12 protein-coding genes are annotated in these 15,802 nt (G+C 69.7%); 6 read left to right on the forward strand and 6 right to left on the reverse strand.

Going from position 1 to position 15,802, the window contains the following annotated elements:
* Positions 1-96 precede the first annotated feature (96 nt).
* Positions 97-936 (reverse strand): IclR family transcriptional regulator, encoded by an 840-nt coding sequence (locus tag ABTU92_RS01915; RefSeq protein WP_408087130.1) that lies wholly within the window; start codon positions 934-936, stop codon positions 97-99.
* Positions 937-999: 63 nt separating this feature from the next.
* Positions 1,000-1,953, reverse strand: coding sequence for a methylisocitrate lyase (gene prpB / locus ABTU92_RS01920; protein ID WP_408087132.1), 954 nt, complete (start codon positions 1,951-1,953; stop codon positions 1,000-1,002).
* Positions 1,954-2,142: 189 nt separating this feature from the next.
* Between prpB and prpF the strand changes: the two genes are divergently transcribed.
* The 3 genes from prpF (at position 2,143) to ABTU92_RS01935 (ending at position 5,271) form a co-directional block, all read left to right on the forward strand.
* Positions 2,143-3,327 (forward strand): 2-methylaconitate cis-trans isomerase PrpF, encoded by a 1,185-nt coding sequence (gene prpF, locus ABTU92_RS01925; RefSeq protein WP_408087134.1) that lies wholly within the window; start codon positions 2,143-2,145, stop codon positions 3,325-3,327.
* Between the two features lie 40 nt (positions 3,328-3,367).
* Positions 3,368-4,348, forward strand: coding sequence for a Bug family tripartite tricarboxylate transporter substrate binding protein (locus ABTU92_RS01930; protein ID WP_408087136.1), 981 nt, complete (start codon positions 3,368-3,370; stop codon positions 4,346-4,348).
* Between the two features lie 227 nt (positions 4,349-4,575).
* Positions 4,576-5,271 carry an alpha/beta fold hydrolase gene (locus ABTU92_RS01935; protein WP_408087138.1) on the forward strand — a complete coding sequence of 232 codons (696 nt, stop codon included), beginning with the start codon at positions 4,576-4,578 and terminating at the stop codon, positions 5,269-5,271.
* Between the two features lie 128 nt (positions 5,272-5,399).
* Here the strand turns inward: ABTU92_RS01935 and pufA are convergent, their stop codons facing one another.
* A complete protein-coding gene (gene pufA / locus ABTU92_RS01940; protein ID WP_111359578.1) occupies positions 5,400-5,579 on the reverse strand; it encodes a light-harvesting antenna LH1, alpha subunit in 180 nt (59 codons plus the stop codon).
* Positions 5,580-5,594: 15 nt separating this feature from the next.
* Positions 5,595-5,735: a light-harvesting antenna LH1, beta subunit gene (gene pufB, locus ABTU92_RS01945; RefSeq protein ID WP_111359577.1), complete on the reverse strand. Its 141-nt coding sequence runs from the start codon at positions 5,733-5,735 to the stop codon at positions 5,595-5,597.
* A gap of 896 nt (positions 5,736-6,631) precedes the next feature.
* On the opposite strand from pufB, the gene ABTU92_RS01950 reads away from it, so the two are divergent.
* Positions 6,632-7,366 (forward strand): polysaccharide deacetylase family protein, encoded by a 735-nt coding sequence (locus ABTU92_RS01950; RefSeq protein WP_408087140.1) that lies wholly within the window; start codon positions 6,632-6,634, stop codon positions 7,364-7,366.
* A gap of 412 nt (positions 7,367-7,778) precedes the next feature.
* On the opposite strand, the gene fabI is transcribed toward ABTU92_RS01950, so the two are convergent.
* Entirely contained in the window at positions 7,779-8,561 is a 783-nt protein-coding gene (gene fabI / locus ABTU92_RS01955; RefSeq protein WP_408087142.1) for an enoyl-ACP reductase FabI, read from the reverse strand.
* A 212-nt stretch (positions 8,562-8,773) separates the two neighbouring features.
* A complete protein-coding gene (locus ABTU92_RS01960) occupies positions 8,774-11,053 on the reverse strand; it encodes a DUF3141 domain-containing protein (RefSeq protein WP_408087144.1) in 2,280 nt (759 codons plus the stop codon).
* A gap of 288 nt (positions 11,054-11,341) precedes the next feature.
* On the opposite strand from ABTU92_RS01960, the gene ABTU92_RS01965 reads away from it, so the two are divergent.
* Both ABTU92_RS01965 and ABTU92_RS01970 read left to right on the forward strand, forming a co-directional pair.
* Positions 11,342-12,457: an efflux RND transporter periplasmic adaptor subunit gene (locus tag ABTU92_RS01965; RefSeq protein ID WP_408087146.1), complete on the forward strand. Its 1,116-nt coding sequence runs from the start codon at positions 11,342-11,344 to the stop codon at positions 12,455-12,457.
* A 3-nt stretch (positions 12,458-12,460) separates the two neighbouring features.
* Positions 12,461-15,655 carry an efflux RND transporter permease subunit gene (locus tag ABTU92_RS01970; RefSeq protein WP_408087148.1) on the forward strand — a complete coding sequence of 1,065 codons (3,195 nt, stop codon included), beginning with the start codon at positions 12,461-12,463 and terminating at the stop codon, positions 15,653-15,655.
* Positions 15,656-15,802 lie beyond the last annotated feature (147 nt).

The following is a 15,802-nucleotide window of genomic DNA, read 5'->3' on the forward strand; positions in this document are numbered from 1 at the left end:
GGGGAGGGGTCGGGGGTGGGGGAAAGCCGCGCATGCCGGAGCTGTTTGGGGCGCGCCCCGGAACGACGGTGCTCCTGCGATGTCAGCCGTTCTCTCTCACCCCCGCCGTGCCGTTCGCGGCGCCGACACCGGGACCGACAGGCCGGGGCTGCGGCCCTGGCCGAAGCGCCGCGAGATCTGCTGGGCGTAATCCTTGAGGGCCGCGATCGTCTCGTCCTCGGGTTCCGCGGGCAGGAACTGGATCGAGCCGACGATCGCCAGCGCGCCGATGCAGCTGTCGCGCTCGTCGAAGATCGGCGCCGCCATCACGTTGACGCCGAGCAGCACCTCCTCGGGCGCCGCTGCGAAACCCTGGCGGGCGATGCGGATCAGCTCGGCCTCGAGCCGCTCGCGCGCGACGATCGTGTGCTCGGTGAAGCGCTCGAGCTTGCGCGAGAGGATGCGCTCCTGCACGGGACGCGGCGCGAAAGCGAGCAGCACCTTGCCCTGGGCGGAGGCGTGGAACGGCAGCTCGCTGCCCGGCCGCACGCCGATCTCGATCGGCGACGTGGAGGCGATCGTGGTCAGCACCAGGGCGCCGCGCGGTGTCATCGCCGAGAGCACGACCGTGTGGCCGAGCCGGTCGCGCAGCTCGCGCATCGGCCCCTCGGCCACCTGTATCAGGTCGGCGTCGGGTGCGAAGCGGGCGAGCAGCCGGCTCTTCGGGCCGATGGCATAGCGGGTCGTCGCCGGGTTCTGGGTGAGATAGCCGCGCTCCACCAGCGTGTGCAGATGGCGATGCACCGAGCCCTTGGTGACGTCGAGCCGCTCGGCGAGCTGGGTGACGCCGAGCTCGTCGCCCGAGAAGGCGATCGCCTCCAGCACGTCGAGGGCGAGCTGCACCGAGCGTACGCCGGCGCCCGCCCGATCGTCGTCCTGGTCCGGATCTCTGGGCACGCCGTGCCTCCTCCTTGCCGGGGGCGCCCCGAGACTAGCCGCGGCGACCGGCGTTGCAAGCACTCAGCGCGTGTCGTCTCGCGCGGCGCCGCCGGCGCGGCCGGAGTCGGGCATCTGCGGGACCACGGTGGCGACGATCGAGGAGTCGAGCGCCTCGTAGTCGGCGTAGCCGATCGTCGCGTAGAGCTCGGCGCGTGTCTGCATCCGCGCCAGCATGGCGGAGGCGACGCCGTCGCGGGCCAGCGTCGCGTAGAGCTCCTCCTGCGCCTTGGCGGCACAGCGCAGCGCCGACACCGGCCAGATCACCATCTTGTAGCCGAGCGCCTCGAACTCGGCCGCTGTGATGAACGGGGTGCGGCCGAACTCGGTCATGTTGGCGAGCAGCGGCACGCCCGGCATTTTTTCCGCGAACGCCTTGAACATCTCCGGCGTGGTCAGCGCCTCCGGGAAGATCGCATCGGCGCCCGCCGCGACGTAGCGCTTCGCGCGCGCGACGGCGCCGTCGAGGCCTTCGCTCGCCGCCGCGTCGGTGCGGGCGACGATCACGAGGTCGCGCCGCGCCCGCGCCGCGGCGTGGATCTTGGCCGCCATCTCGGCCGGGTCGGCGAGCTTCTTGTCGTTGAGGTGGCCGCATTTCTTCGGCAGGAGCTGGTCCTCGATGTGGACCGCGGCCGCGCCGGCGTCCTCGAAGACCCGCACCATGTGCATGACGTTGAGGGCCTCGCCGTAGCCGGTGTCGCCGTCGGCGAGCAGCGGCAGGCCGGAGGCGCGGGCGATCTGGCGGATGAAGAAGGCGACCTCGTCGACCGTGATGATGCCGAGATCGGGCAGGCCCATCGAGGCCGTCATGGCGGCGCCGGAGAGATACAGCGCCTCGAACCCGGCCGCTTTCGCCTGCAGGGCGGCGAGCCCATTGTGGGCGCCGGGCATCTGGACGATGCCGGGCCGCGCGAGCAGGGCGCGCAGCCGCCGGCCGGCCGGCGCGGTGGGCAGATCGGAGGAGACGAGATAGGTCATTCGCACACTCCCGCGGCCGTCGTCGGCCGCATGGTCGTTCACTAGCGCGTTTCTCGTGCGGTCCGCCACAGGCCTCGTGTCCCGGGCGCGGTGTCGGCCGCCCTGCATCCCCTTGCGGCGCATCGGCGACGGCGGCATGGTGGGGCGCGGCGTTCGCCGCGATCCTCGCCGAACACCGAAGGACTGCAGATGAGGGCGTCGCGCATCCCGGCCGTGTACATGCGGGGCGGCACCAGCAAGGGCGTGTTCTTCCACGCCCGCGACCTGCCGGCCGATCCGGCGGCGCGTGACCGCATTCTGCTGCGCGTGACCGGCAGTCCCGACCCCTACGGCAAGCAGATCGACGGCATGGGCGCGGCGACCTCGAGCACCAGCAAGGTGGTGCTGGTCTCGCCCTCGGCGCGGCCCGACTGCGACGTCGACTATCTGTTCGGCCAGGTGGCGATCGATCAGCCGCTGATCGACTGGTCGGGCAATTGCGGCAACCTCACCACGGCGGTCGGACCTTTCGCGATTTCTCAGGGGCTGGTGCCGGCCGGGCCGGATGGGGTGCGCGCCGTGCGGCTGTGGCAGGCCAATCTCGGCAAGCGCATCGTCGCCCATGTGCCGGTGCAGGACGGCGAGGTGCTGGAGGCCGGCCGGTTCGCGCTCGACGGCGTCGCCTTCGACGCGGCCGAGATAAGGCTCGAGTTCATGGACCCGGGCGGCGGCGCGGCCGGCGTGCTGCCGACCGGCCGCGCCGTCGATACGCTGGAGGTGCCGGGCCTCGGTCCGGTCCGGGCGAGCCTGGTCGACGCCGGCAACCCGACCGTGATCGTCGCCGCGGCCGCGCTCGGCGTGCCGGCGGCGCTGGCGCAGGCGCAGGCGAACGGCGACGCGGATTTCCTCGCCCGCTGCGAGGCGGTGCGGGCCGCCGGCGCGGTCGCCATGGGTCTCGCGACGACGGCCGCGGAGGCGACCGCGAACCGCCCGGCGACCCCCAAGGTGGCGCTGGTCGGCCCGCCGGCCGATTACGTGGCGTCGGACGGCCGGCGAGTCGCGGCCGCCGATGTCGACCTCGTCGCCCGCATGATCTCGATGGGCAAGCTGCATCACGCACTCACCGGCACCGGCGCCGTGGCGCTCGCGGTCGCCGCCGCGCTGCCCGGCACGCTGGTGGCGGACCTCCTCGGCGGCGTCGCGTCGGCGGACCGCATGGTGCGGCTCGGCCACGCCTCCGGCGTGCTGCCGGTCGGCGCCGCTGCCTCGACCCGCGACGGCACCGTCACGGTCGACAAGGCGGTGCTCAGCCGCACCGCCCGCCGTTTGATGGAAGGATTCGTCTTCGTGCCCGCCGACGCGGTGTCGGTCGGGTCGCGGGAGGCCGCCGCCTGACGGCGCCCTCGTCTGGACTGGTCTTTGGAAGGAGCTCGTCGTGACGTTCGTCCGCACACTCGCTCTCGTTCTTGCTGCTCTGTCCCTCGCCGCGCCCGCCGCGCGGGCGCAAGGCGCAGCCGACTATCCGGCCCGCCAGGTGACGCTGGTCGTGCCCTACGCGGCCGGCGGCTTCGCCGACATCCGGGCGCGAAAGATCGCGGAAAAGCTCGGCAAGGCGCTCGACGCCACCGTGATCATCGACAACAAGACCGGCGCCGGCGGCGTGCTCGGCACCGCGGCGATCGCCAAGGCGCCGGCCGACGGCTCGGTGATCGGCATGGGCAATCTCGCCCCGCTCGCCGTCAACATCTCGCTGCTCGGCAAGCTGCCCTACGATCCGGCGACCGACGTGGTGCCGGTGATCCTGATCGAGCGCTCGCCGCTCGTCCTCTCGGCCGCGCCGAACCAAGCCATCACCAGCGTCGCCGACGTGATCGCCAAGGCGAAGGCGGAGCCCGGCAAGATCACCTACGGCTCGTCCGGCGTCGGCGGCGCGCATCATCTCTCCGGCGTGATGTTCGGCCGCCAGGCCGGCATCCAGATCGTCCACGTGCCCTACAAGGGCGGCGGCAACGCCGCGACCGACCTGCTCGCCGGCCATATCGCCATGATGTTCGAGATGGGCTACGCGGCGCTGCCGTCGATCGAGGCCGGCAAGATCAAGCCGCTCGCCGTCACCTCGAGCCATCGCGTGAGCCTCTTGCCCAACGTGCCGACCATGGCCGAGGCGGGCTTGCCGGGCTTCGAATCGTACAACTGGCAGGGCGTCATCGCGCCGAAGGGAACGCCGCCGGCGATCGTCGCCCGCCTCAACAAGGAGCTGAACGCCATCCTGCAGATGCCGGACGTGCGCGACAGCATCGTGTCGCAGGCGAGCGAGCCGGCCGGCGGCACGCCGGAGGAGTTCGCCGCGTTCATCAAGGCCGAGACCGCCAAGTGGGCGGAGCTGATTCGCGCCGCCAACATCAAGCCGGAGTGAGTCGCGCCGGGCGGCGGCGTATTGCATCCCGCCGGCCCGGCAGCGATTCTCCGCTCGTCCCCGCGAAGGCGGGGACCCCGGGGCCGCTCGTCGCGTCACCTCGACATATCGCCCCTGGATTCCCGCTTTCGCGGGAATGAGCGGAAGCCGGGGCGAGCGCGGCGAGCAGACCCCACCAACACGACCGTGCCGGCGACGGTGCGGACCCGACCGAGAGGACGTTGGTCATGCCGATGCTCGAACGCCCGGACGGTGCGCTGTTCTACGAGGTGACGGGGAGCGGGCCGCCGCTCGTGCTGGTGTCGGGCCTCGGCGGTCGCGGCGACTACTGGGCCAACATCGTGCCGGTGCTGGCCCGTGCCTTCACGGTGGTGCTGCACGATCACGTCGCGACCGGACGCTCGACGTCGCGCCGCACGACTCACTCGGTCGAGGCGCTCGCCGCCGATCTCGATGCGTTGCTCGGCCATCTCGGCATCGCCCGCTGCAGCCTGGTCGGCCACTCGACCGGCGCCGCCGTCGGCCAGGTGATGGCGCAGGATTATGCCGCGCGGCTCGACCGGCTGGTGCTGTATGCGGGCTGGGCGGGGCCGGACGCGCACTTCGCCCACTGCTTCAAGGTGCGCCGCCGCCTGCTGACCGAGATCGACGACCCGGCCGCCACCGAGGCCGACGACATCGCGGCCCGCATCGACATGATCGTCGGCTTCGACCGGCGCGCCCGGATGGGCGAGATCACGGCGCCGACGCTCGTCGTCTGCGCCGCCGACGACCTGATCACGCCGCCCCATCTGTCCGAGGAGCTCGCCGCCGGGATACCGGGCGCCCGGCTCGCCACGCTGCCGTGGGGCGGCCACGCCTGCTCTCAGACGGCGCCCGAGGAGTTCTTGGCGAGCGTGCTGCCGTTTTTGCGCGGGCGCTGAGGCGGCGGCCGGCGGAACATCCGCCAAGACACGGAACGGGTCTCGAAACGAAAACGGGGACGCCCGCGGGCGTCCCCGTTTCCGTATCGGCTCCGGTCACGCTGCCGATGCGGACCGGAGGCCGTCGCTCACTTCTTCACCGGCTGCTCGGAGGCCGTCTTCATGTCGATGAAGTTGTAGCGCGGGTTGTTCAGCACGAAGGCGTGCACGGCGACCGCGACGAGCAGCGCGGCGATCCAGATCACCGGCAGCCAGGTCGAGGGGTTGATCACCAGCCAGATCTTGTAGTCGTCCTGCGGATTGGACATCGTGTTCTCCTCGACTCAGAACCAGGGCTTCCAGATGTAGACCAGCGCGTGGGCGAACGCGCAGATCACCAGGAAGGCGGTGAAGGTGGTCTTGAACTGGGCGTGGAACTCCAGCGCCTCGTCCTCACTCAGACCGGAGATGCTTCGGTCAGCCATCGTCTCTGAGCTCCCAAGTTGCCGGGCGGGGCGGCGGGCCGCTGCTCCGGCGCGTCGTGGCGTCGCGCCACTGCTGCGCCCGGGATCGCCGGGCGACCACAAGACCGCGGCGACGCCGCAAGCCCGCACAAGCGGGTACACACGGCTGCGCTCGGTCGAGATGCCGGCCAGGGTTTTCGGCAAGCTCACGCTGCGATCGTCGTGCCCGGAGGCGGCCGATACTGCGTCATGAAAACCTATCTATGAAAACCACGGACGTCATATGCGTAATGCACTCTTTACATCCCTGAGTGTCAACCTATTACAATACGTAACGTAATGCGGCTATGAACCGTAGGTCCCGGCGGCTACGCGGGCGGGAGGCGGGGGGTCTGTACGGCGGAGGGCCGCTGCATAGGGCTGTCGGCTTGCGCGATAGACCGCCGCGGCTACGCGTTGTTCGTCGTTGACCGTCCATCATACGACGCTATCCTTTCAATGGCCATGGAGATGGCCCTTCGAAGTCGACTGCGGAGATTTGTCGTCAACGCGGTAAATCGCCGTCGTATACCCTCTAAAATACCATTGAGGTGTTTCATCGATATCGACGTCGGCCGTTTGGACCTCTTCCGCGCAGAGCGGCCGGATTGATCCCCCGATGAAACCAATAGCTGCCGGCGGACCGACACGCAGGCGGGGTCACCCGTCCGCCGTGCTCGGTCCCGCTGCTGTTCGGCACGGCCTTCTGCGTCGGCGTCGGCTTGCCGCACCCCGTACCGGCATCGCCGCATCCCGAAGCCGCATCCCGAATCGGCGTCGCCGCATCCGTGCCGGCGTTCGTGCTATGGAAGGCGCTGCGCCGGCGGGACTCGCGCCACACCCCGAAGTCGCCGCGGCGGCGCGCTCCGGAGCCGCCCGTGCCGCGTCATCTCGTCTGCCTCGGTTTCGATCTCGTCGCGTCGCGCGACTGCGCCACCATGGTCACGGATGAGACTCGTGACGCGGACGACATCTCGGTCGCCGCCGCTCGCGTCCTCGATCTCCTGAGCGACCGCGGTCTCGTCGCCACCTGGTTCGTGCCGGGCGAGGCGTTGGCGCTCACCGGCGCGCTCGCCGAGCGCCTGGTGCGCGACGGCCACGAGGTCGCGCTTCTCGCGCCGACCTCGCCCGACGTCGCTGCGGTCGGGCACGGTCGCGAACAGATCCGACAGGTCACCGGGACGAGCCCGCGCGGGTTTCGCGTGCCGGGGGGCGATGTCGACGGCTGGGGGCCATGGCTCGCGCAGAACGGCTTCCGCTACGAGGCATCCCGGACCGGCCTGGACTGGTGGCCACGAGGCCGGTGCGCCGACTCCGTCGTGCCGGGTCCGTCCGCGGCCGACCTGATCACGATGCCGATCGTGCTGGCGCTCGGCGGCGACCCGCCGTCGCCGGCCCGCGCCATGATGCAGGACTGGAGCGACGAGCTTCTTCAGATGCGCGACAGCGTGAATTTCGGTGTGCTGACCTGCGCCATGCCGCTCGCCGTCATCGGCCGAGGCGCCATGCTGCGCGCCTTTTCGACGTTTCTGGACACCGCGAAGGCCTGCGGCGCCGTGGTGGTGCCGTTCGAAGCCGCCGCCCGCGCGGCGGCCGAGCGAATCAGGATCTGATCAGGACGGGATCTGATCAGGACACGAACCCATCTCCTCATGGTGAGGAGCGATGCGAAGCATCGCGTCTCGAACCATGCGGCCACGGACGATCGCGGTCGGCGCCATGCTGGTTCGCTACCGCTTGCGATCCGCAGCGGCGCTGTACCCCCCTCCCTGTCCCTCCCCCCCAAGGGGGGGAGGGAACGCAAGAGCCGAGGCGCCGTGCGTATGAGCCGGTTCCGATGTCGCGCGGATCGCGTCTGAGGAATCACGTCATCCATGGCGTGTGATCGCATCATCCGTGGCGTGTGATCACGTCGCGGCACATCGCAGCCGGCTCCCTCCCCCCTTGTGGGGGAGGGCTGGGGAGGGGGGTGAGCCCCGCCTTCGGACGAAGCGATCACTTCACAGGTCGTGGCCGCCGCCCGCCTCAATCCACGATGTTGTAGCCGCCGTCGACATAGAGGGTCTCGCCCGTGATCAGGCGGGCGGCGTCGTGGGCCAGGAATGCGGTGGCCAGCCCGACGTCGTCGATCGAGACCAGCTTGTGGGTCGGCGCCTTGCCGCGCGCCTTTTCGAGCAGCTCGTCGAACTCCGGGATGCCGGAGGCGGCGCGCGTCGCCAGCGGGCCGGGCGAGATCGCGTGCACGCGGATGCCCTGCGGGCCGAGCTCGGCGGCGAGGTAGCGCACCGCGCTCTCCAGCGCCGCCTTGGCGACGCCCATGATGTTGTAGTGCTGGACGACGCGCTGGCTGCCGTAATACGTCATGGTGAACAGCGCGCCGCCGTTGGTCATCAGCGGCTCGGCGAGCTTGGCCATGCGGATGAACGACCAGCACGAGACGTCGAGCGTGGTGAGGAAGCCCTCGCGGTCGACGTCGATGACGCGGCCGTCGAGCGCCTGCTTGGGCGCGAAGGCGATCGAGTGGATGACGAAGTCGAGCCGGCCCCAGGTCTTGGCGATGGTCTCGAACACCGCCTCCATCTGGCCGGGAGCGCGCACGTCGAGCGGCATGACGATCTCCGCCTCGACCTCGCGGGCGAGCGGCTCGACATAGGGCCTCGCCTTCTCGTTCAGGTAGGTCACGGCGAGTTCGGCGCCCAGCGCCCGGAACGCCCGGGCACAGCCCCAGGCGATCGACTGGTCGTTGGCGATACCGACGATCAGGCCGCGGTTGCCTTCGTGGATCTTGGCCTTGTAGGCGGGGATCATGCGCCCGAGTCTCCTTTTGCTGAATCCCCGGTCTCGTCGTCCCGGGGCGCGAACCGAAGGTTCGCGAGACCGGGACCTATACGCCCGGTGCCGGTTGCTCACGACAGACAGGGGTTATGGGTCCCGGGCTCGCGCCTGACGGCGCGCCCCGGGACGACCGGACGTGGAGACGCCGTATCGCACCTTGCCTCCGAGAGCTGGTCCGGTCGTGATCACGACGCCTCGCGGTCCGGGGCGGTCAGGCCGGCGGCCGGGCCGCCGACGACCGTGAGGGCTGGCGTGCCGGCCTCGCCCGTGAACATGCGGCCGATGCGGGCGAGCCGCAGCGCGACCTCGCCGGTCGGCGCGCCGGCCGCCGTGATCACGTCGCGGATCACCGCCATCGCCTCGGCCCGCACCGTCATGTCGTCCGGCAGCAGCGACGGGATCGCCGCGACGGCCGCCTCCTGGTCGATCAGCAGCATGAAGAGCTGCTCGCGCAGCAGCGCCTTGAACTGGGCGAGCGGCACGGTCTGCATGTTCGCGTTCGCGGCGCGGATGCGACGGATCATCTCGAAGCCGCGCTCGTCGACGCCGCCGCGCGGCATCCCGATGTAGATCATCGCCCGCACCGCGGCCTCGCGCAGGCCGCCGGAGGAGAAATGCGCCTTCAGCTCGGCGATGCGGCGGGCCACCAGCTCGCCGTGCAGCGCGCTCTTGCCGGCCCGGTGCAGCGGCTTTTCCGATTGCGGGTCGACGCCGTAGAAGGCCTGCACCAGCGGCGAGCCGTAGAACGCCTTGAACATCGCCTCGGTGAGCCCGTCGCGGATGTCGCGATAGGCGTCGAGCGAGGCGACGATCTGCTTGGACATCGTCTCCTGCGCGGCGACGAAGGGATTCTGCGCGTCGACCGGCGTGCGGTGCTGCCGCACCTGGTCGGCCGCGGCGGCGAGCGGCGCGAGGAACGGATTGGCGTCGGAGACGAGCTCGTATTGCAGCCGCGCCGGATGCATCCGGTACAGCATGTCGGCGACGTGCGGCGTCACCATGGCACGTACCACCGGCTGCACGAAGGTCTTGTAGAGCGCGAGGTTGACCTCCGACATTCGCGCCACCGTGGCGAAGCGGCGATCGTCCTCGATCGTGTTGCCGCCGAGCGCCCGGATGTCGTCGAGGGTCCGTGCCTCGCAGCGCATCACCCAGCGGCCGTGGGCGAGATCGGGGTTCTCGGTGTCCCCGTCCTTGGCCGTGAACACCGCCTCGTAGAGGCCGGGCGGCAGCACGTCGATCAGGTCGATGTTGCTGGCGAACTCGTCGTGCTGCTTGCGGGCGACGCCGCCCGACACGAAGATGCCGAGATGGCCGACGCTCTCGTGGACCGAATACACGATGGTCTGGCCATAGGCGCGAATCTCGTTCACGTCGTCGTAGAGGTCGAGGATCCAGCCGAGCGCCTGCTGGGGCGGCGTGATGTTGTCCCCCTTGGAGCAGAACACCACGATCGGCGAGCGGATGTTGCGGAGGTCGATGGCGATGCCGGTCGAGGAGCGCACCTCGCCCGCGGCGAGCTTGTTGCCGACGAACAATTCGTCGACGATGAACTGCATCTCCTCGGCGTTCAGATTGACGTGGCCGCCCCACCAGCGCTCGAAGCCGAGATACTTGTCCGCCTCGCTGTCGACATGGGCGTAGAGGTTGTAGGGCTTCTTCCAGTACGTGTTGGCGGGATTCAAGTTCTCGAAGTTCTCGACCAGCCAGGCGCCGTCGAACTTGCCGCAGCCGAGATCGCTGGTGAAGGCGGTCGCCCAGCTACCGCCGAACAGGCCGCCCGTGTAGCGCATCGGGTTGAGGCCGCTCTGGCCGGTCCAGTAGGACAGCGGCGAGCCGGCGACGATGATCGGGCCGAACAGGTCGGGCGCCACCGCGGCCAGCATCATCACGGCCCAGCCGGCTTGGCAGTTGCCGACGACGCAGGGCTTGCCGTCGGCGTCCGGATGGCGCTCGATCACGGTGTTCAGGAACACGGCCTCGGCGCGGGCGATGTCCTCGATCGTCTGGCCCGGCATCGGATCGGGCAGGAAGCCGACGAAATAGCAGGTGTGGCCGGCGGCGAGCGCGACGCCGATCTCGCTGTCCGCCTTGAAGCCGCCGATGCCGGGGCCGTGCCCGGCGCGCGGATCGACGATGACGAAGGGGCGCTTCTTCGGGTCGATGGTCACGCCCGCGGGCGGGACGATGCGCGTTAGCCCGTAATTGACCGGGCGATCGAGCTCGCGACCGTCGACGATCAGCTCGGCTTGGTAGCTGAGGACGTGCGGTGCCGCCATCGCCATGTGCTCGCGATAGCCGTTACCGCGCTGGCGCATCACGTCCCAGAACAGCACGCTGCGCTGGGCGGCGTCGACCAGATAGGCGGCGGCGCTCACCGCGGCGTTGCCGGCCGGAAGCGATCCGAGGGCGCCTGGAGCGAGTGCGAGCAGATCCTGTGCCGGGGTGGTCCGATCCGTGGTCATGGGAAGCTCCTGCTGGTGTCGGCTCGTGTCTTCTACGGCCGGGCACAGGATGTCTGGCCTCTCGGCCGAACCGCCGCGGCGGCGCGGGTCCGGCCGCGCGCCCGCGGACTGCTCCGGCAGAGCCGTGCGTCCCCAACTTTTCGATATGTCGTCATCGCGACATCAGTATGATGGGAAAGATCGAACCGGCATTGCGTGGGGTCAAGACAGGAGCGATGCGCGGTTGCACACATCGGCCGGACAAGCCGGGGTGTGCCACCTGCAGGCCGCAAGAATATGGGGACCGATATGCGGAAATGGGCATTGGCGGCGGTGTCGGCGGCCGTGGTGGTGTGCGGGCTAAGCGTTCAGGCTAATGCACAACAGGCCGGCGGCGAGGCCGTGCCGGTCGGCGTCGTCAAGGCCGAGCTGCGGTCCATCAACCCGTCCGCCGATTACGTCGGCCGCATCGACGCCATCAACAAGGTCGAGGTGCGGGCCCGGGTGAAGGGCTTCCTCGACGAGGTGCTGTTCACCGAGGGCGACACCATCAAGGCCGGCACGGCGCTCTACCAGATCGAGCAGGGGCTGTTCCAGGCCGACGTGGAATCCGCGCAGGGCGCGCTCGACAAGGCGAAGGCGTCGCTGACACTCGCCCAGCTGCAGCGCCAGCGCGCCGAGGATCTCCTGTCCCGCGCCTCCGGCACCGTGGTGGCACGCGATCAGGCGATCGCCGAGGAGCTCTCGGCCAAGGGCGGGGTGCTGAGCGCCGAGGCCAATCTGTCGACCGCCAGGATCAATCTCGGCTATACTCGGATCACCTCGCCGATCGACGGCAAGATCGGCAAGACGGCGATCACCAAGGGCAACGTGGTGGCGCCCGACTCGGGCGTGCTGACCACCATCGTCAGCCAGGATCCCATGTATGTCAGCTTCCCGATCAGCCAGCGGGCGCTGACCGAGGCGGCCGAGAAGGGCGGCAAGCGCTCGGCCGACGAGCTGACCGTGACGCTGAAGTTCTCCGACGGGTCGAGCTACGACCAGTCCGGCAAGCTGAACTTCATCGACGTCAGCGTGAACCGCTCGACCGACACGGTGCTGGCGCGCGCCACCATCCCGAACCCCAAGGGCGCGCTGATCGACGGCCAGTTCGTCCGCGTCACCCTGCAGACGACGGCGCCCGAGGAGAAGGTCCTGGTGCCGCAATCGGCGCTCATCGCCGACCAGCAGGGCACCTACGTGTTCGTCGTCGAGGACGGCAAGGCGGCGGTGCGGCGCGTGGTGCCGAACGCCTCGGTCGGCGCCGACATCATCATCGAGTCCGGCCTCAAGGGCGGCGAGCTCGTCATCGTCGAGGGCTTGCAGGGGGTGCGCGCCGGCACGGCCGTGCGGGCGACCCCGGTGCAGCCGGTCGGCCGGAGCTGAGCGATGCTGTCCTCGATCTTCGTCGATCGTCCGCGCTTCGCCATCGTCATCGCCATCGTCACCACCATCGCCGGGCTGGTTGCGCTCTCCGCCATCCCGTTCGCCCAGTATCCCGACATCGTGCCGCCGCAGGTGGCGGTGACGACCAGCTATCCGGGCGCCTCGGCCTCCGTGGTCGAGGCCACCATCGCGCAGCCGCTGGAAGCTCAGGTCGTCGGAGTCGACAAGGCGATCTACATGAAGAGCGTCTCGGGCGACGACGGCAGTTACTCGCTGATCGTCTCGTTCGAGCTCGGCACCGATCCGGATATCGCGACCGTCAACGTCAACAACCGCGTGCAGGTGGCGCTGTCGCGCCTGCCCGAGGACGTCCGCAAGCAGGGCGTCACGGTGAAGAAGAAGTCGTCGGCGATGCTCGGCGTCATCGCGCTCTCCTCGCCGAAGCAGACCCACGACGCGCTGTTCATCTCCAACTACGTCACCATCAACATCCTCGACCAGATCAAGAGCACGCCCGGCGTCGGCGACGCGGCGCTGTGGGGACCGCTCGACTACGCCATGCGGGTGTGGGTGCAGACCGACCGGCTCACCGGCCTCGATCTGACCACCGGCGACATCGTCAAGGCGATCCAGTCGCAGAACGTCCAGGCGGCGGTCGGCCGCATCGGCGCCCGGCCGATCTCCGACGACCAGCGCCTGCAGCTCAACGTCCAGACCAAGGGCCGGCTCGCCTCGATCCCGGAGTTCGAGAGCATCGTCATCCGCACCAACCCGGACGGCTCGGTGCTGCGGCTGTCCGACGTCGCCCGGGTCGAGCTCGGTGCCGCCTCGTCCGACACCACGACCGAGCTGAACGGCGCGCCCGCCGCGGCGATCGCCATCTACCAGTCGCCCGGCGCCAACGCGATCACGACGCTCGACACCGTCAAGACGCTGATGAAGAACCTCGAGACGCGCTTTCCCGAGGATCTCGCCTGGACCGTCACCTACGACCCGACGACCTTCGTGAAGGCGACCATCCACGAGGTGCAGAAGACGCTGGTCGAGGCCTTCATCCTCGTCGTGCTGGTCGTCTACCTGTTCCTCGGCAGCTTCCGCGCCACCCTGATCCCCACCGTCGCCGTGCCGGTCAGCCTGATCGGCACTTTCGTGGTGCTGCTCGCCATCGGCTACTCGGCGAACTCCGTGTCGCTGCTCGCCGTCGTGCTCGCCATCGGCATCGTGGTCGACGACGCCATCGTGGTGGTGGAGAACGTCGAGCGGGTGATGGAGGAGCATCCCGAGCTGTCGGTCGCCGACGCCACCAAGAAGGCGATGACCGAGATCACGGCGCCGATCGTCGCCATCACGCTGGTGCTCTTGTCCGTGTTCGTGCCCGTGGCCTTCATCCCGGGCATCATGGGCGAGCTGTTCCGCCAGTTCGCCGTCACGGTCGCGGTGGCCATGTTCCTGTCCGCCATCAACGCGCTCACGCTGTCGCCCGCCTTGTGCGCCGTGCTCCTGAAGCGCCATCACGGGCCGCGGCGCGGGCCGATCGGCTATGTGATGCGCGGCATCGACAAGGTGCGCGACGCCTACGGCGCCGTCACGGCCCGCATCGTGCGGATCTCGGTCATCAGCCTGGTGGCGGTCGCGGCCGCCGCCGTCGGCACCTGGGGCTTCTCCAAGATCACGCCCACCGGCTTCCTGCCGGAGGACGACCAGGGCGCGTTCTTCGTCGTCGTCCAGCTTCCCGGTGGCGCCTCGGTGGCGCGCACCGGCGAGGTGCTGCGTCAGGCCGAGACGATTCTCAAGCAGGAGCCGTCGATCGCCTATTTCACCTCGGTGGTCGGCCTCAACTTCATCGACAACTTCTCGCAGGCGAACTCCGCCTTCGTGGTCGTCACGCTGAAGGACTTCGAGGAGCGCACCGACAAGGCGCAGTCGGCCTCCGCGATCATGGGCCGTCTGGTGCCGAAGTTCCGCCAGATCCAGGGCGGCACCGTGCTGCCGCTCGCGCCGCCGCCGATCATCGGGCTCGGCACCGGCGGCGGCTTCACCTACGTGCTGCAGGATCTGCAGGCGGGCGACCCCAAGGTGCTGGCGCAGGTGCTGCGCGGCTTGCTGGTCGCCGCCAACCAGGATCCGGATCTCAACCGGGTGTTCTCCACCTTCTCGGCCACCAACCCGTCGATCTATCTCGACATCGACCGCGACAAGGCGCAGGTGCTCGGCGTCCAGCTCTCCGACGTGTTCGGCGCCCTGCAGGCGACGCTGGGCGGCCTCTACGTCAACGACTTCAATCTGTACGGCCGCACCTGGAAGGTGCAGCTCCAGGGCGAGGCCGGCGACCGCCGCGGCGTGGAGGATCTCTACCGCATCAACGTGCGCAACAAGAACGGCGACATGATCCCGATGCGCAGCATCGCCGAGGCGAGCGTCATCGTCGGGCCGCCCTCGCTGATCCGCTTCAACAACACCCGCGCCGTGACCGTGCAGGGCGAGCCGGCGTCGGGCGTCTCGTCCGGCGAGGCGCTCGCCGCGATGGAGCGGGTCGCTGCCAAGACACTGCCGATCGGCTATGCCGGGGCGTGGACCGACACGGCGTTCCAGGAGAAGCGCGCGTCCGGCAAGACCGTGATGATCCTCGGCTTCGCGGTGCTGTTCGCCTATCTGTTCCTGGTCGCGCTCTACGAGAGTTGGACGATCCCGGTCCCGGTGCTGCTCTCCGTGATGGTCGGCCTGCTCGGCTCGTTCGTCGCGATGGTGATGGCGGGGCTGACGCTCGACCTCTATGCCCAGATCGGCATGGTGGTGCTGATCGGCCTCGCGGCCAAGAACGGCATCCTGATCGTCGAGTTCGCCAAGGAGCAGCGCGAGCGCGGCGTGCCGCTGCTGGAGGCGGCGGCCGAGGGCGCGCGGCTGCGCTTCCGGCCCGTGATGATGACGTCGTTCGCCTTCATCCTCGGGCTTTATCCGCTGGTGGTGGCGACCGGCGCCTCGCAGCTCGCCCGGCGGGACGTCGGCACGCCGGTGTTCGGCGGCATGATCGCCGCGTCGTTCCTCGGCATCTTCGTCATCCCGCCGCTCTACGTCTTCTTCCAGGCGTTGCGCGAAAAGCTGCGCAAGGGCGCGCGGCCGAAGGTGGAGCTCGCGCCGGCGACCGCGCCTCCCGCGCCACCGGCGGGCGACGCGGCGGCGAAGCCGGCCGGGGAGTGAGCGACGTCGTCGCGCTTCGCGACCAGGCCGCTCGCATGATCCGGCAGAGCGCTGGTGTTCCTTCTCCCCGCATGCGGGGAGAAGGTGTCTCGCCGCGCAGCGGCGAGACGGATGAGGGGGCGTCTCCCCGCCGCCGAGACTCGCGGA

The sequence above is a fragment of the Rhodoplanes sp. SY1 genome, from assembly GCF_046000175.1.
Lineage (GTDB): Bacteria > Pseudomonadota > Alphaproteobacteria > Rhizobiales > Xanthobacteraceae > Rhodoplanes.